Annotated in this window: 10 protein-coding genes and 2 rRNA genes; 10 read left to right on the top strand and 2 right to left on the bottom strand. The window is 67.1% G+C overall.

The features are described from left to right. Window positions 1-130 precede the first annotated feature (130 nt). The 10 genes from ACOCEP_RS36735 (at window position 131) to ACOCEP_RS36690 (ending at window position 12,785) form a co-directional block, all read left to right on the top strand. Window positions 131-3,266: ribosomal RNA gene (locus ACOCEP_RS36735) — 23S ribosomal RNA — on the top strand. An 85-nt stretch (window positions 3,267-3,351) separates the two neighbouring features. Further along, a 5S ribosomal RNA gene (gene rrf, locus ACOCEP_RS36730) occupies window positions 3,352-3,468 on the top strand. Window positions 3,469-3,630: 162 nt separating this feature from the next. Beyond that, the gene (locus ACOCEP_RS36725; protein WP_482334259.1) at window positions 3,631-5,571 is read left to right on the top strand and encodes a tetratricopeptide repeat protein; all 1,941 of its coding nucleotides are present in this window, start codon (window positions 3,631-3,633) and stop codon (window positions 5,569-5,571) included. Continuing rightward, window positions 5,564-6,553, top strand: a complete 990-nt coding sequence (locus ACOCEP_RS36720; protein WP_482334258.1) for an HAD-IIA family hydrolase — start codon at window positions 5,564-5,566, stop codon at window positions 6,551-6,553. The genes ACOCEP_RS36725 and ACOCEP_RS36720 overlap by 8 nt, the downstream gene beginning before the upstream one ends. 76 nt (window positions 6,554-6,629) lie before the next feature. Further along, complete coding sequence (locus ACOCEP_RS36715; RefSeq protein WP_016335375.1) at window positions 6,630-6,809, top strand: hypothetical protein; 180 nt, start codon at window positions 6,630-6,632, stop codon at window positions 6,807-6,809. Between the two features lie 4 nt (window positions 6,810-6,813). Further along, window positions 6,814-7,629, top strand: a complete 816-nt coding sequence (locus tag ACOCEP_RS36710; protein WP_482334256.1) for a TlyA family RNA methyltransferase — start codon at window positions 6,814-6,816, stop codon at window positions 7,627-7,629. After that, window positions 7,626-8,537 (top strand): NAD kinase, encoded by a 912-nt coding sequence (locus ACOCEP_RS36705; RefSeq protein WP_072026471.1) that lies wholly within the window; start codon window positions 7,626-7,628, stop codon window positions 8,535-8,537. The genes ACOCEP_RS36710 and ACOCEP_RS36705 overlap by 4 nt, the downstream gene beginning before the upstream one ends. A 53-nt stretch (window positions 8,538-8,590) precedes the next feature. Continuing rightward, window positions 8,591-10,438, top strand: a complete 1,848-nt coding sequence (recN, locus tag ACOCEP_RS36700; protein ID WP_482339887.1) for a DNA repair protein RecN — start codon at window positions 8,591-8,593, stop codon at window positions 10,436-10,438. 218 nt (window positions 10,439-10,656) lie between these two features. Next, window positions 10,657-11,841 carry a putative cytokinetic ring protein SteA gene (gene steA, locus ACOCEP_RS36695; RefSeq protein ID WP_034322271.1) on the top strand — a complete coding sequence of 395 codons (1,185 nt, stop codon included), beginning with the start codon at window positions 10,657-10,659 and terminating at the stop codon, window positions 11,839-11,841. Further along, complete coding sequence (locus tag ACOCEP_RS36690) at window positions 11,838-12,785, top strand: copper transporter (protein WP_482334254.1); 948 nt, start codon at window positions 11,838-11,840, stop codon at window positions 12,783-12,785. The genes steA and ACOCEP_RS36690 overlap by 4 nt, the downstream gene beginning before the upstream one ends. 232 nt (window positions 12,786-13,017) lie before the next feature. Here ACOCEP_RS36690 and ACOCEP_RS36685 read toward each other — a convergent pair whose 3' ends face one another. Beyond that, complete coding sequence (locus ACOCEP_RS36685; protein ID WP_482334253.1) at window positions 13,018-13,728, bottom strand: aspartate/glutamate racemase family protein; 711 nt, start codon at window positions 13,726-13,728, stop codon at window positions 13,018-13,020. Then, window positions 13,728-15,170, bottom strand: a complete 1,443-nt coding sequence (locus ACOCEP_RS36680) for an NCS1 family nucleobase:cation symporter-1 (protein WP_482334252.1) — start codon at window positions 15,168-15,170, stop codon at window positions 13,728-13,730. Before ACOCEP_RS36680 ends, ACOCEP_RS36685 begins: the two co-directional genes overlap by 1 nt. Between the last annotated feature and the right edge of the window lie 53 nt (window positions 15,171-15,223).

The raw sequence follows: 15,223 nt of genomic DNA, 5'->3' as shown, positions 1-15,223 counted from the left end.
GAGGTCGGAAGGATTGTTCACGAGCACGCTGTTGGGTCCTGAGGCAACACGCCGAGGGGCTTACGCCCCGGGAGCTGTTTGTTTCTGGTGTGGTGTTTGAGAACTGTAGAGTGGATGCGAGCATCTTTGTGGTCAAGTTGTTAAGGGCACATGGTGGATGTCTTGGCTTCAGGAGCCGATGAAGGACGTGGGAGGCTGCGATATGCCTCGGGGAGCTGTCAACCGAGCTGTGATCCGAGGATTTCCGAATGGGGAAACCCAGCACCAGTTATGTGGTGTTACCCGCATCTGAATATATAGGGTGTGTGGAGGGAACGCGGGGAAGTGAAACATCTCAGTACCCGTAGGAAGAGAAAACAACCGTGATTCCGTGAGTAGTGGCGAGCGAAAGCGGAAGAGGCTAAACCTTGCACATGTCAAGCTGTCAGGCGTTGTGTGTGTGGTGTTGTGGGACCCAGCGTCGAGGATCTGACAGTCCTCGGAACGATTACGCGTGTTAGTGGAACGCCTTGGGATGGGCGACCGGAGTGGGTGAGAGTCCCGTACGCGAAAACACGTTGTGGATTGTTTGTTTGGTGTTCCCGAGTAGCAGCGAGCTCGTGGAATTTGCTGTGAATCTGCCGGGACCACCCGGTAAGCCTAAATACTTCCTGAAGACCGATAGCGGACTAGTACCGTGAGGGAAAGATGAAAAGTACCCCGGGAGGGGAGTGAAAGAGTACCTGAAACCGTGTGCCTACAAGCCGTCAGAGCCCGAGCACATCCTTGTGATGTTGAGGTGATGGCGTGCCTTTTGAAGAATGAGCCTGCGAGTTAGTGCTGCGTGGCGAGGTTAACCCGTGTGGGGTAGCCGTAGCGAAAGCGAGTCTGAATAGGGCGATTGAGTCGCGTGGTCTAGACCCGAAGCGGAGTGATCTACCCATGGCCAGGCTGAAGCGTCGGTAAGACGACGTGGAGGGCCGAACCCACTTAGGTTGAAAACTGAGGGGATGAGCTGTGGGTAGGGGTGAAAGGCCAATCAAACTCCGTGATAGCTGGTTCTCCCCGAAATGCATTTAGGTGCAGCGTCACATGTTTCTCCACGGGGGTAGAGCTACTGGATGGTCTAGGGGCCTTACCGGGTTACCGAAATCAACCAAACTCCGAATACCGTGGTGTGAGAGTGTGGCAGTGAGACGGCGGGGGATAAGCTTCGTCGTCGAGAGGGAAACAGCCCAGAACACCAGCTAAGGCCCCTAAGTGTGTGCTCAGTGGGAAAGGATGTGGGATTGCCCAGACAACCAGGAGGTTGGCTTAGAAGCAGCCACCCTTGAAAGAGTGCGTAATAGCTCACTGGTCAAGTGGTCCTGCGCCGACAATGTAGCGGGGCTTAAGCACACCGCCGAAGCTGTGTCATTCACACATATAGATCGGCGTCTCTCTTGCAGGGACGTCTAGTCGTGTGGATGGGTAGGGGAGCGTCCTGCATCCAGGGAAGCGGCGGCGGAAGCCAGTCGTGGAGGGTGTGGGAGTGAGAATGCAGGCATGAGTAGCGAATGCAGAGTGAGAAACTCTGCCGCCGGATGACCAAGGGTTCCTGGGCCAGGCTAATCCGCCCAGGGTAAGTCGGGACCTAAGGCGAGGCCGACAGGCGTAGTCGATGGATAACGGGTTGATATTCCCGTACCCGAGCACGTGCGCCCAGGATGAGGCGGTTGATACTAACCACCCAAAGCGCCATCTGAGACCCTTCGGGGTGGAGGGTGGTTGTGGAGCGTGGGATCTGATTCCGTAGTAGTCGAGTGATGGGGTGACGCAGGAAGGTAGCTCCGCCAGTGAGTGGTAGTACTGGTGTAAGCGTGTAGACCGGAGTGTAGGCAAATCCGCACTCCATATAGGTTGAGACGTGATGCGTAGCCGATTGAGGTGAAGTAGAGTGATCCTATGCTGCCGAGAAAAGCCTCTAGCGAGTGCGTGCACGGCCCGTACCCCAAACCAACACAGGTGGTCAGGTAGAGAATACTAAGGCGATCGGGTGAACTGTGGTTAAGGAACTCGGCAAAATGCCCCCGTAACTTCGGGAGAAGGGGGGCCAAGGTGCCTGAAGCCTCTTGCAGGCTAGGGCGCAGTGGCCGCAGAGACCAGCGGAAAGCGACTGTTTACTAAAAACACAGGTCCATGCGAAGTCGCAAGACGATGTATATGGACTGACGCCTGCCCGGTGCTGGAACGTTAAGAGGACCGGTTAACCCTTCGGGGTGAAGCTGAGAATTTAAGCGCCAGTAAACGGCGGTGGTAACTATAACCATCCTAAGGTAGCGAAATTCCTTGTCGGGTAAGTTCCGACCTGCACGAATGGCGTAACGACTTTCCGGCTGTCTCAACCACAGGCCCGGCGAAATTGCACTACGAGTAAAGATGCTCGTTACGCGCGGCAGGACGGAAAGACCCCGGGACCTTTACTATAGTTTGGTATTGGTTTTCGGTTCGGCTTGTGTAGGATAGGTGGGAGACTGTGAAGCTGGCACGCTAGTGTTGGTGGAGTCGTTGTTGAAATACCACTCTGGTCGGATTGGGAATCTGAACCTCGGACCATGATCTGGTTCAGGGACAGTGCCTGATGGGTAGTTTAACTGGGGCGGTTGCCTCCTAAAGAGTAACGGAGGCGCCCAAAGGTTCCCTCAGCCTGGTTGGCAATCAGGTGTTGAGTGCAAGTGCACAAGGGAGCTTGACTGTGAGACAGACATGTCGAGCAGGGACGAAAGTCGGGACTAGTGATCCGGCACCACCTGGTGGAAGGGGTGTCGCTCAACGGATAAAAGGTACCCCGGGGATAACAGGCTGATCTTGCCCAAGAGTCCATATCGACGGCATGGTTTGGCACCTCGATGTCGGCTCGTCGCATCCTGGGGCCGGAGTAGGTCCCAAGGGTTGGGCTGTTCGCCCATTAAAGCGGCACGCGAGCTGGGTTTAGAACGTCGTGAGACAGTTCGGTCCCTATCCGCCGCGCGCGTAGGATACTTGAGGAAGGCTGTCCCTAGTACGAGAGGACCGGGACGGACGAACCTCTGGTATGCCAGTTGTCACGCCAGTGGCATGGCTGGTTGGCCACGTTCGGAAGGGATAACCGCTGAAGGCATCTAAGCGGGAAGCCTGTTCCAAGATGAGGTATCCCACCCCTTGTGGGTTAAGGCCCCCAACAGACCATTGGGTTGATAGGCCAGAAATGGAAGCACAGTAATGTGTTGTCGAGTTGACTGGTACTAATAGGCCGAGGACTTGCCCACGAAGATGTTACGCATCCACTCTACAGCTCTGAAACACCACACAACCACACACATCGTGTGAGCGTGTGTGGGTGTTTCATAGTGTTTCGGTGGTTATAGCGTCAGGGAAACGCCCGGTCCCATTCCGAACCCGGAAGCTAAGCCTGACAGCGCCGATGGTACTGCAACCGAAGGGTTGTGGGAGAGTAGGACACCGCCGGACTAACTTCAGGACAGGGTCCTGACCAGGGTCGAGAACCCCAACAGGTTCTCCCCGGTCAGGGCCCTGTCTCTTTTCATGTCCATGGACCGACTAGAATGGTCCGTTGGCCCGCCTGACAGGTGGGCCCGATGTCGAAACTTTTCAATAGTGGCAGGAGGCCAGGTGTCCGAGTTCGGTCGACGTGACTCAGATGATGGCGCGTCCGGCCGGTCGGGTCGCCGGGACGACAGTCCCCGCGGAGGCCGGTCTGACGCGCAGCGAGGTGACCGGCGCGGTTCCGCCGGCGGAAGGCAGGACCGGGGCGGCCGTGATGGCGGCTACCAGGGTCGCCCGCGCCGTGACGACCGCGGTGCCCGCGGTTCCGGCAGCTACTCCGGCAAGCCCTCGCGCGGTGGCGACGGTCCTCGTGACCAGCGCCCCGGTGGCGGCCGGTTCGCAGGCCAGGGGCGTGACGAGAACCGCCCCCGCTACAACGACGACCGGTCCGGCGGCCGCGACAACGACCGTCGTGGCGGCTTCCGCTCCGACGACCGGCGCGACAGCCGCGACTACAAGGGCGGTGACCGCAGCGGCTACCGCTCGGACAACCGCGACAGCCGTGGCGGCGATCGCGGTGGATATCGCGGCGGCGACAGCCGGGACAACCGCGGCGGCTACCGCTCGGACGACCGCGACAGCCGTGGCGGCGATCGCGGTGGATATCGCGGCGGCGACAGCCGGGACAACCGCGGCGGCTACCGCTCGGACGACCGCGGCGGCGACAGCCGGGGCGGTTACCGCTCGGACAACCGGGGTGGCGGTGATCGGGGCGGCTACCGGTCCGACAACCGCGACAGCCGTGGCGGCGATCGCGGCGGGTACCGCGGCGGCGACAACCGCGACAATCGTGGCGGCTACCGGTCCGAGAACCGCGGTGGCTACCGCTCGTCGGACAGCCGTCCCGAGCGTCGCTCCGACAACCGTTCGGACAGCCGTTCCGAGGGCCGGTACGAGAACCGCTCCGACAGCCGGCCAGCCCGTTCCGGCTACGGCTCGGACAACCGCGGCCGTTCCGACGACCGCTCGTCCGGCAACCGTTACGAGGGGCGCCCCCAGGGCAAGTCCTACGGCGACCGCGACAGCCGCGGCGGCGACAAGTCCTATCGCGACCGTGACGATCGTGGCGGTTCTCGTTCCGGCGGGTACAGCGGCGACCGGCGCGGACCGTCCTCGGGCGACCGTCGTCCCAGCGGTGGTGGCTACGAGCGCAAGTCCTATGGCGACCGTGACAACCGCGGTGACCGTCCGGAGAGGCGCGGCGACTCCCGTGGTGGGTTCGACCGCAAGCGCGACGACCGTCCCCAGCGTGACCGTTCCGAGGGCCGCAAGGACTTCCGCTCCTCTCCTCGCACCGAGGACAGGCCGGTCGACGACGAGACCTTGGCGCGTGAACTGCTCGAGGCCCCGGAGCTGCCCGAGGGCATCGAGTTCTCCGATCTCGACGAGGAGGTCCGCCGGGAGCTCCGCACCCTGCCCAAGGCACTCGCGGAAACCGTCGGCAAGCACCTGGTCGCGGCCGGTGGCCTCGTCGACGAAGACCCCGAAGCCGCCATGGAGCACGCCAAGTACGCGAAGGCCAAGGCGTCGCGGGTCCCGATCGTCCGTGAGGCGCTCGGCCTGGTCGCCTACCACGCGGGCAACTGGTCCGAGGCGCTGTCCGAGCTGCGGGCGGTCCGCCGGATGACCCGGACCGACGACCACATCGCCATCATCGCCGACGCCGAGCGCGCCATCGGCCGCCCGGAGCGGGCGCTCGACCTCGCGAAGGAGGTCGACAAGGAGCGCCTGACCAAGGCGACCCAGATCGAGCTCGCGATCGTCGCGGCCGGTGCGCGGCGCGACCTCGGCCAGCTGGACGCCGCCGTCGTCTCCCTCCAGGGCGACGACCTCAAGGCGGAGAAGCGGGATCCGTGGAGCGCCCGGCTGTTCTACGCCTACGCGGACAACCTCGCCGCCGCCGACCGCAAGGACGAGGCGATCCGCTGGTTCCTGAACGCGGCAGAGGCCGACGAGGAGGACGAGACCGACGCCGCCGAGCGCGCCGCGGAGCTCACGAATGGCTGACGCCCTTTCAGCCGGATACGACGCGGTCCTGTTCGACCTCGACGGCACGGTTTATCACGGCAGCAAGGTGGTCCCGGGCGCACCGGAAGCGCTCCGGGCGCTTCGGGACCACGGCACGGCAGTCCGTTGGGTGACCAACAATGCCTCCAAGGCGCCCGCGGAGGTCTCCGCGCACCTGGAGGCACTCGGCCTGCCCGCCACCCCCGAAGAGGTCCACACGAGCTCTCAGGCCGCTGCCGCTCTGCTGGATCAGCGGCTGCGTCAGGGCGCGGTGGTCCTCGTCGTGGGGACGGATTCGCTGGCCGCCGAGGTCGAGTCCGTCGGCCTGAAGACGGTCCGGGAAGCCGGTCCGGACGTGGCCGCAGTGGTGCAAGGGCACTCGCCGCAGAACACCTGGGCCGCTCTCGCGGAGGCGTGTCTCGCCATCCGCGCGGGCGCGCTCTGGGTGGCGACCAACGTCGACGCGACCCTGCCCAGCGAACGCGGTCTGCTGCCGGGCAACGGGTCGATGGTGGCCGCGTTGCGCCACGCCACCGGCGTCGAACCGCTGGTGGCGGGCAAGCCGGCGCCAGGGCTGTTCACGACGGCGGCGCGGGACGCGGGCGCGGAGCGCGCCCTCGTCGTGGGCGACCGGCTGGACACCGACATCGAGGGCGCGGTCGCGGCCGGGATCGACGCGCTCTGCGTCCTGACCGGCGTCGCCGACGCGGCGTCCTTGATCGCGGCGAGGCCCGAGGAGCGTCCGCGCTACCTCGCGGCGGACCTTTCCGGACTGGCCAGCCGGGCGGACCTTCTCGAGATCGGGCCCAAGGAGGGCTGGCGCGTCACCGCACAGGGTGACGTCCTCGAAGCCGACGGTGAAGGTGACTCCCTCGACCTGTTGCGCGCGTTGTGCGCGGTGGCCTGGGAGACGGGGACGACCGAAGTCCGTGGTGTGGGCGACACCGCCCGCGCCGCGCTCGGCGAGCTGCGCCTCGGCTGACCTGCGCTGCTAACTTGGTGGGGTGCAAGACCACTTCCACCCCGTTCCGCGACCCACGGTTCCCGGCCCGCCGCCGGTGCCGGGACCGCCGCCGGACCAGTTCGCGCAGCAGGACACGGATCCCCGGGCCGGCATCGACGAAGCCGTGGCCGGTCTCGACGATCTCACCGCGCTTCCGCTCTCGGAGCACGTCGACCGGTTCGAGGCCGTGCACACCGAGCTGACGGTGGCGCTGTCCACCATCGACAAGGTCTGACCGCGTGCCCAAACGCGCCCGCCTGGACGCGGAGCTCGTCCGGCGGGGCCTCGCCCGGTCCCGGGAGCAGGCGTCGGCGCTGATCGCCGAGGGCAAGGTCACCGTGCGCGGCATGGTGGCCACCAAACCCGCGACCGGGGTCGAGTCCGGCGCGCCGATCGTGGTGCGCGACAGCGACGACCCCGGCTGGGCGTCGCGCGGCGCGCACAAACTGCTCGGCGCTCTCGAAGCCTTCACCCCGCAAGGTCTTTCCACCGAGGGAAAACGCTGTCTCGACGCGGGCGCCTCGACCGGTGGCTTCACCGACGTCCTGCTGCGCAACGGCGCCGCCACGGTGATCGCCGCCGACGTCGGCCGTGGCCTGCTGGACTGGCGGCTACGCACCGACGACCGCGTGGTCGTCCTCGACAAGACGAACGTCCGCAACCTGACCCCGGAAGATCTCGGCGGGCAGGTCGACCTTGTGGTCGGGGACCTCTCGTTCATCTCGCTCAAGCTCGTGCTGCCCGCACTGGCCGCCTGCGCGCGGGACGGCGCCGATCTGGTGCCGATGGTGAAACCGCAGTTCGAGGTCGGCAAGGACCGGCTCGGCAGCGGCGGTGTCGTCCGCGACCCGGAACTGCGCGCCGAATCGGTGCTCGGTGTGCTCGCCGAGGCCGAAAAACTGGAGCTGAGCCTGCGCGGCGTCGTGGCGAGCCCCCTTCCGGGGCCGTCTGGGAACGTCGAATACTTCGTGTGGCTGACCCGCGGGGCGGGGGAGACCGACGGCACCGACGCCGAGCGGCTCGTCCGGACCGCAGTCCTGGAGGGACCCCAATGAGCGATCGCGAGGTGCTGCTCGTCGTGCACCCGGACCGGGACGCGACCCGGGACGCGGCACGCGAGGTTTCGGCCCGGTTCGCCAAGGCGGGTGTGCGGCTCCGGGTGCTCGACGAGGACGTCCGGGAGATGCTGGAAGCCGACGGCGGCATCGGTGCCCCCTGCACGGTCATGGCGCCGGAGCAGGACCCGGCCGCCGGCACCGAGCTGGTGTTCGTGCTCGGCGGTGACGGCACGCTGCTGCGGGCCGCGGAACTGGCCAGGCCGAACGGTGTCCCGGTCCTCGGCGTGAACCTCGGCCGCGTCGGCTTCCTGGCGGAGGCCGATTCGGACAAGCTCGCCGACACCGTCCAGCGCGCCGTCGACGGCGACTACCAGGTCGAAGAGAGGATGACCGTCGACGTCGTCGTCACTGTCGACGGTGAAGAAACCGTCAACACGTGGGCGCTCAACGAGGCCAGCGTCGAGAAGAGCTCGCGGGAGCGGGTGCTGGACGCGCTCATCGAGGTCGACGGAAGGCCCGTGTCGTCCTTCGGCTGCGACGGTGTCCTGTGCGCCACTCCGACCGGCTCGACGGCGTACGCGTTCTCCGCGGGCGGGCCGATCATCTGGCCGGACGTCCAGGCCCTGCTGGTGGTCCCGAGCAACGCGCACGCGATGTTCTCCCGGCCGCTGGTCGTTTCGCGGGACTCGGAGATCACCGTCGCCATCGATCCGGACGGTTCGCCCGCTGTCCTGACCTGCGACGGATCGCGGACCTTCGATCTTCCCGCCGGCGCCGCCGTACGGGTCACCTGCGGCCGGGTGCCGGTGCGTCTGGTCCGGTTGTGGGAAGGCCCGTTCACCGACCGGCTGGTGCACAAGTTCTCGTTGCCGATCAAGGGCTGGCGGGAGCGACACGCCCGCTGACGGATGTCATGAAAGGGCCGTTCAGGACAATTTCCGTCTTGAACGGCCCTTTCATGACGTGCCGGGTGCGGGAATGGTCGGGGTGGGCCGCTACGGTGGGCGTCGTGCTGGCCGAGATGCGCATCCAGGGCCTCGGAGTCATCGAGGACGCCCTGCTGGAACTGCACGCGGGCTTCACCGTGGTCACCGGTGAGACGGGTGCGGGCAAGACGATGGTCGTCAGCGGGTTGCACCTGCTCTCCGGCGGCCGAGCCGAAGTGTCCAAGGTGCGGACGGGAATGCTGAAGGCCTTCGTGGAAGGCCGGTTCGAGCTGGGCGGTGCCGAGGGCGCCACCCGGATCGTCACCGACGCCGGGGCGGAGGTCGACGAGGACGGCAGCGTCATCGCGCTGCGCGCGGTCTCGGTCGACGGCCGTTCCCGAGCCCACCTCGGCGGCCGTTCGGTACCGGTCGGGGTGCTGGCCGATCTGTCGGAGCAGCTGATCGCCGTCCACGGGCAGAACGATCAGCTGCGCCTGCTGCGGCCCGCCGAGCAGCGCGCGGTGATCGACCGCTTCGCCGGTGAGGCCGTCACCGAGCCGCTCGAGCAGTACCGCGCGGTCCGGGACGAGTGGCTCGCCGTCGTCGCCGAGCTGACCGAGCGTTCCACCCGCTCCCGCGAGATGGCGCAGCAGGCCGACCTGTTGCGCCACGGGCTCGCCGAGATCGACGCCGTCGCGCCGGAGCCCGGTGAGGACACCGAGCTCACCGAGCAGATCAAACGGCTCGCCGCGGTCGACGAGCTGCGGTCCGCGGCGAGCGCCGCGCAGGCCGCCGTCTCGGGTTCGCCCGACGGCGACCCGGACGCGCCCGGCGCGGTCGGGCTGATCGGGGAGGCGAGCCGCCACCTGACCGGTTCCGAGGACGCCGTGCTGCGCGAGCTGGGCCCGCGGCTGGACGAGGCCTCGGTGCTGTTGTCCGAAGTGGGCGCCGAGCTGGGCAGCTACCTCGAAACCCTCGACGCCGACCCGGCGCTCCTGGAGAAGGTGCTCGCACGCCAGGCGGATCTGAAGCGGCTCACGCGCAAATACGCGGCGGACGTGGACGGTGTGCTCGCCTGGGCAGACGACGCCCGTCGCCGGATGTCCACGATGGACACCTCCGAGGAGGCGCTGGCCGAGCTGGCCAAGCGCCGCGACGAACTCGCCGTCACGCTGGCCGAACACGCCCTCACGCTGTCGGAGGCGCGCGTCGAGGCCGCCGCCGAGCTCGCCGAGGCGATCACCGCCGAGATGTCCGGGCTCGCGATGGGGCAGGCCGAGATCGAGATCACCGTCGAGCGGCGCACCGTCGACGAGAGCGACGCGCACGCCGTGAAGGTCGGCGGCAGGCTCGTGCACGCCGGGCCTGACGGCGTCGACGACGTCGAGCTGCTGCTGAGGGCGCACAACGGCGCGCCGCCGCTTCCGGTGCACAAGGCCGCTTCCGGCGGTGAGCTTTCCCGCGTGATGCTGGCGATCGAGGTCGTCCTCGCCCACGCGGACACCGTGCAGACACTGGTGTTCGACGAGGTCGACGCCGGGGTCGGCGGCCGGGCGGCGGTCGAGATCGGCAGGCGGCTCGCGCGGCTGGCGCGGAGTCACCAGGTCCTGGTGGTCACGCACCTGCCGCAGGTGGCCGCGTTCGCCGATCAACATCTGGTGGTGGACAAGGGCACGAGCGGCGGGGTGACCCGCAGTGGCGTGCGTGTGCTCGAACAGTCGGAGCGGGTCGTCGAGCTCGCCCGCATGCTCGCCGGAATGGAAAGCACCGAGACCGGCCGGGCGCACGCGGAGGAATTGCTCGCCGTCGCCGAGGCCGACAAGAGCGCCCCGGACAAGCCGAAGACCCGCCGTGGCGGAAAGCGGAAGAAGGCGAAGTAAGCGCCGCCTGCGTTAGTCCGTGAAGGCCTCCTTCCCTACCTTCAGGGTGGGTGAAGGAGGCCTTCACCACTTCACTCGCTCTGGCCGGGGGCGAGGTACTCGGTAAGTCGCGAAAGCCACTTTCGCGACGCCGCGGCCGGACCGGTGTGGGTTAATCGGCGTGTTTCCATCGGCGTGGCGGACACGGAAGGCCGCGCGGATTTGTCACTATCGGTCGCATGAAGCTCACCGGCTTGCTCTCGCGTAACCAAGAGACCCTCCCCGGGATCACCGGCGTCGCCAGGGTCGACAGGCGTACGCGCGAGCTGCTCCGCCGGTTGAGCCCTGGCGACATCGTCGTCCTCGACCAGCTCGACCTGGACCGGTCGACGGCCGATGCCTTGGTGGAGGCCGAAGTCGCGGCGGTGGTGAACGCCTCGCCGTCGATCTCCGGCCGTTTCCCCAACCTGGGCCCGGAGATCCTGCTCGAGGCCGGGATCCCGCTCGTCGACTCGGTCGGCGGTGAACTGCTGCGCAAGGTCAAGGACGGCACCAAACTCCGCCTGCACGAAGGTGTCGTCTACATCGGTGAGCGGCAGCTCGGCTCGGGTGTCCAGCAGACGCGGGAAAGCGTCGCGGACCAGATGATCGAGGCCAAGGCCGGGATGTCCACCCAGCTCGAGGCGTTCTCCGCGAACACGATCGAATTCCTCCGCCGGGAACGCAGCCTCATCCTCGACGGTGTCGGTGTCCCGGAGATCCGGGTCCCGCTCAAGGACCGGCACGCCCTCGTGGTCGCGGGCGGCAACGGGCACGCCGAAGACCTCAAGAAGCTGAAGAAGTACATCGGCGAGCACCGGCCGGTGCTGATCGGTGTCGACGCCGGGGCGGACACCCTGCGCGCGCAGGGTTATCAGCCGGACGTCATCGTCGGCGACCCGCACGGGATCGGCGCGGAGACACTGCGCAGCGGCGGTGAGGTCGTGGTCCCGGCGCAGCCGGACGGGCACGCGCCGGGTGTCGAGCGCATCCAGGACCTCGGGATCGGCGCGGTCACCTTCCCGGCGACGGGCAATGCCGAGGACCTGGCGCTGCTGCTGGCCGACGCGCACGAGGCGAGCCTCGTGGTCACCGTCGGATTCCAGGCGACCCTGCGGGAGTTCCTCGACCACGGCCGGTCCGGCTCGAACCCGTCGACGTTCCTCACCCGGCTCAAGCTCGGCACGAAACTGGTCGACGGCAAGGCGGTCGCGACCCTGCACCGCAGCCGGGTGTCCATCGGCGCCATCGTCCTGCTGGTCGTCGCGACCCTGGTGGCCGTCGCGGCCGCGCTGCTGGTGTCCGATGTGGGTTCGGTCTATCTCGACTGGATCCGCGACACCTGGAACTCGTTCATCGCCTGGGGCAAGGGACTCTTCACGTGATTTCACTGCGGTACCACATCGTTTCCATCGCCGCCTGCTTCCTGGCGCTCGCCCTCGGGGTGGTGCTCGGGTCCACGGCGCTGAACGGTGCCCTGCTGTCGGGTCTCGCCGGCCAGAAGGAGGATCTGGGGTCCCAGGTCGCCGATCTGGAAGCGCAGCGCAACACGCTCAACGCCAGGCTCGGCGACGCGGACGCGTTCGCCGGTGCGATGGGGCCGAAGGTCGTCGCCGGCCAGCTGGACAAGCGTTCGGTGGTGCTGGTGACCACAGAGGACGCGAAGCCCGCGGACCGCGACGCGCTCAAGCAGCTCGTCGGTCAGTCGGGTGCCGCCGTCACCGGGGAGATCCAGCTGACCGAGGCGTTCTCCGACCCGATGCGCTCCGATCAGCTGCGTGACGTCGTTTCGCGGCTCCAGCCCGCCGGTGTCCAGTTCCCGACCGCGGGTGACCCCGGCACCCTCGCCGGCGCTCTGCTCGGCTCGGTCGCGTTGCTGAACAAGGACAACGCGCAGCCGCAGTCCACTCCGGTGGAGCTCGCGGCCGCGCTCGGCGGGCTCACCGACGGCGGTTTCCTCAAGACCGGCGGGGACGTGAAGCCCGCGCAGCTCGCGATCGTGCTCACCGGTTCCAAGTACACCGGGGACGGCGCCGGTGACCGTGCGTCGACCATCGCGCGGTTCGCCGCGCAACTGGACCGTTCCGGTGCGGGCACCGTCCTGGCTGGCGACGCGGGATCCGCCGACGGCACCGGCGCGATCGGCGTCGTCCGCGCCGACACCTCGTCGACCTCCATCCTGTCCACTGTGGACAACGCGGAGACCGCCGCGGGCCGGGTCACCACGATCTTGGCGCTGCGCGAGCAGCTCGAAGGCGGCGCGGGCCGCTACGGCATCGCGGGCAACGCCCAGGCGCCGGCTCCCGGTATCGCCGCCGACGGCAACTGACCCCCTCCGCGTTTAGTCCTCTAGATGCGGTACTTGCACGCGCAAGTACCGCATCTAGAGGACTAAATGCATGGGTGCGCGATGGGCGTCGGGTGGTCGTTCCGGCACTGCCGGACGCGCCCAGCGTTGCGAAAGCCACTTTCGCAACGCTGAGGGTTGCGAAAGTGGCTTTCGCGACATGCGCGCCGGGCCCCAACGCCCTCGGGACTTGTCGAGACTCGCATTTAGAGGACTAAATGCGGGGCCAGAGGCGGGTTTTCGGGAGCGGGCGGGCGTAGGAGCCGGCCCGGCTGGTCTTGAGGTTCAGCGCCACCAACGATTCGGCGAGGCGGACGGCGGCGGCGACGCCGTCGATCACCGGGATGTCCAGCATCGCCGAGATCCGGCGATCGAGCCCCGTCATTCCCGCGCAGCCGAGGACCAGGACTTCCGCGCCCGCGTCCCGGGCCCGGCGTCCGGCGGTCAGCAGGGCCGATTCCGTCCGGCGTTCGTCGGTCAGTTCGAGGACGCCGAGCCCGGCACCGAGGACGCCGACGCAGTTCTGCGCGACGCCCGCGGCGTGCAGGCTGTCCTCGATGAGCCCGCACGTCCGGTCCAATGTGGTCACGACGCCGTAGCGTCTTCCCAGCAGACAGGCCAGATGCGCGGCGGCCTCGGTGATGTCGACGACCGGGACGTCGAGCAGTTCCCTCGCGCCTTCCCGTCCGTGCTCGCCGAAACCGGCCATCACGAGCGCGTCGAACGGCTCGTCCAGCGTGTTGAGAAGGTCGAGGACGGCCGCGGCGCTCAGGAAGCTGTCCAGCCAGCCCTCCGCGGATTCCGGGCCCCACAACGGGGTTCTGGCCAGGATTTCGGTGCCCGGGCTCGCGGCGGCGCGGGCGCCCGCCTCGATCTCCTTGGTCATCGCCTCGGTGGTGTTGCAGTTGGTGACCAGGATCCGCATCACGCGACCCGCTGCTTGCGCGACACCACGAAATAGAGGGCCGCGGCGGACGCGGTGCCGATGAACCACGAGTACGGCGCGGCGGGGGCGAAGAACGGCACCAGGGCGATGATCGCGGACAGCGCCGCCGTGGGCAGGAAGGTGACCATCGCCCGCGGGTTGAACCCGCGTTTGTAGTGGTACGGCGAACCGGGTCCGGCCACGAACAGCTTGTCCACGTCGATCCGGCCGCGTTTCACCAGGTAGTAGTCCACGATCATGATGCCGAACAGCGGGCCGAGGAAGGCTCCGAGGCCGCCGAGGAAGTAGTTGACCACCGCGGGCGACGAGTACAGCTTCCACGGCAGCACGCACAGCGCAGCGACCGCGCTGATCATCCCGCCGATGGTGAAGGTGATCCGTTTCGGCCAGATGTTGGCCAGGTCGTAGGCGGGGGAGACGAAGTTCGCGACGATGTTCACGCCCATGGTGGCGATCGCGAAGGTCAGCGCGCCGATGATCAGCACGGGCGTGTTGTCGATGCGGGCCAGTAGTTCGGCGGGGTCGGTGATGGCCTCACCGAACACCTGGAGGCTGCCCGCGGTCACCAGTACCGACAGCAGCGCGAACGCCGTCGAGTTGATCGGCAGGCCCCAGAAGTTCCCTCGCCGCACCGTTTTCTGGTTCGGGGCGAACCGGGAGAAGTCGCAGAAGTTGAGCATCAGGGTGCCGTAGATGGACAGGATCAGGCCGACGGCGCCGAACCATTGCCGTACTTGCTCCCCTGTGGACAGTGCCTTCGGGTTACCGGTCAAGGAAATGTTCCAGTCGGCGGCGGCCAGGATCCACACGGCGAGCGCGATCATCACGACCCAGATGCCGGGACCGCACCAGTCCTGGAACTTGCGCACGGCCTCCATACCGCGGGTGAGCACGAGTGCCTGCGCCAGCCACAGCGCGATGAAACAGATCCAGCCGAGCGCGTGCAGCCCGAGGAAACCCACCTCTGTCAACGGTTTCAGCCCGGGATCGATCGCGAGCACGAGCAGCGTGATGGCCACGGAGGCGAGGTAGGTCTGGATGCCGTACCAGAAGATCGCGATGATCGCGCGGATCAGCGCGGGCAGGTTCGCGCCGAAGGTGCCGAAGCTGATGCGGGCGACGACGGGGAAGGGGACGCCGGTCTTCTGGCCGATCCGGCCCATCAGGTTCATGCCGAAGTAGATGAGCACGAAACCGGTCAGCAGGGCGGTGAACACCTGCCACGCCGAGAGCCCGAGGACGAACAGGCCCGCCGCGAAGGTGTAGTTGCCGAGGTTGTGCACGTCCGACATCCACAGCGCGAAGATGTCGTAGACCTTCCAGCGGCGTTCTTTCGCCGGCGCGAGATCTTCGTTCCAGAGCCGGGGATCGGCGTTCTCGGTGGTAGGCGCTTCGGACCGGGTTGCTGGGGCGGCGGTCATGCGGGCCTCCGATCGACGGGGAGTCCGGTCGATTTGGTATCCCAAAATTTGGC

Source organism: Amycolatopsis sp. CA-211722 (assembly GCF_056828465.1).
This window is presented reverse-complemented; position numbering and strand designations above follow the sequence as displayed.

Excerpts from the sequence above, each read along its gene's own strand:
- ACOCEP_RS36720 (WP_482334258.1), top strand. The coding sequence starts at position 5,564 with ATGGCTGACGCCCTTTCAGCCGGATACGACGCGGTCCTGTTCGACCTC.
- ACOCEP_RS36705 (WP_072026471.1), top strand. The coding sequence starts at position 7,626 with ATGAGCGATCGCGAGGTGCTGCTCGTCGTGCACCCGGACCGGGACGCG.
- recN (WP_482339887.1), top strand. The coding sequence starts at position 8,591 with ATGACGTGCCGGGTGCGGGAATGGTCGGGGTGGGCCGCTACGGTGGGC.
- steA (WP_034322271.1), top strand. The coding sequence starts at position 10,657 with ATGAAGCTCACCGGCTTGCTCTCGCGTAACCAAGAGACCCTCCCCGGG.
- ACOCEP_RS36685 (WP_482334253.1), bottom strand. The coding sequence starts at position 13,728 with ATGCGGATCCTGGTCACCAACTGCAACACCACCGAGGCGATGACCAAG.
- ACOCEP_RS36680 (WP_482334252.1), bottom strand. The coding sequence starts at position 15,170 with ATGACCGCCGCCCCAGCAACCCGGTCCGAAGCGCCTACCACCGAGAAC.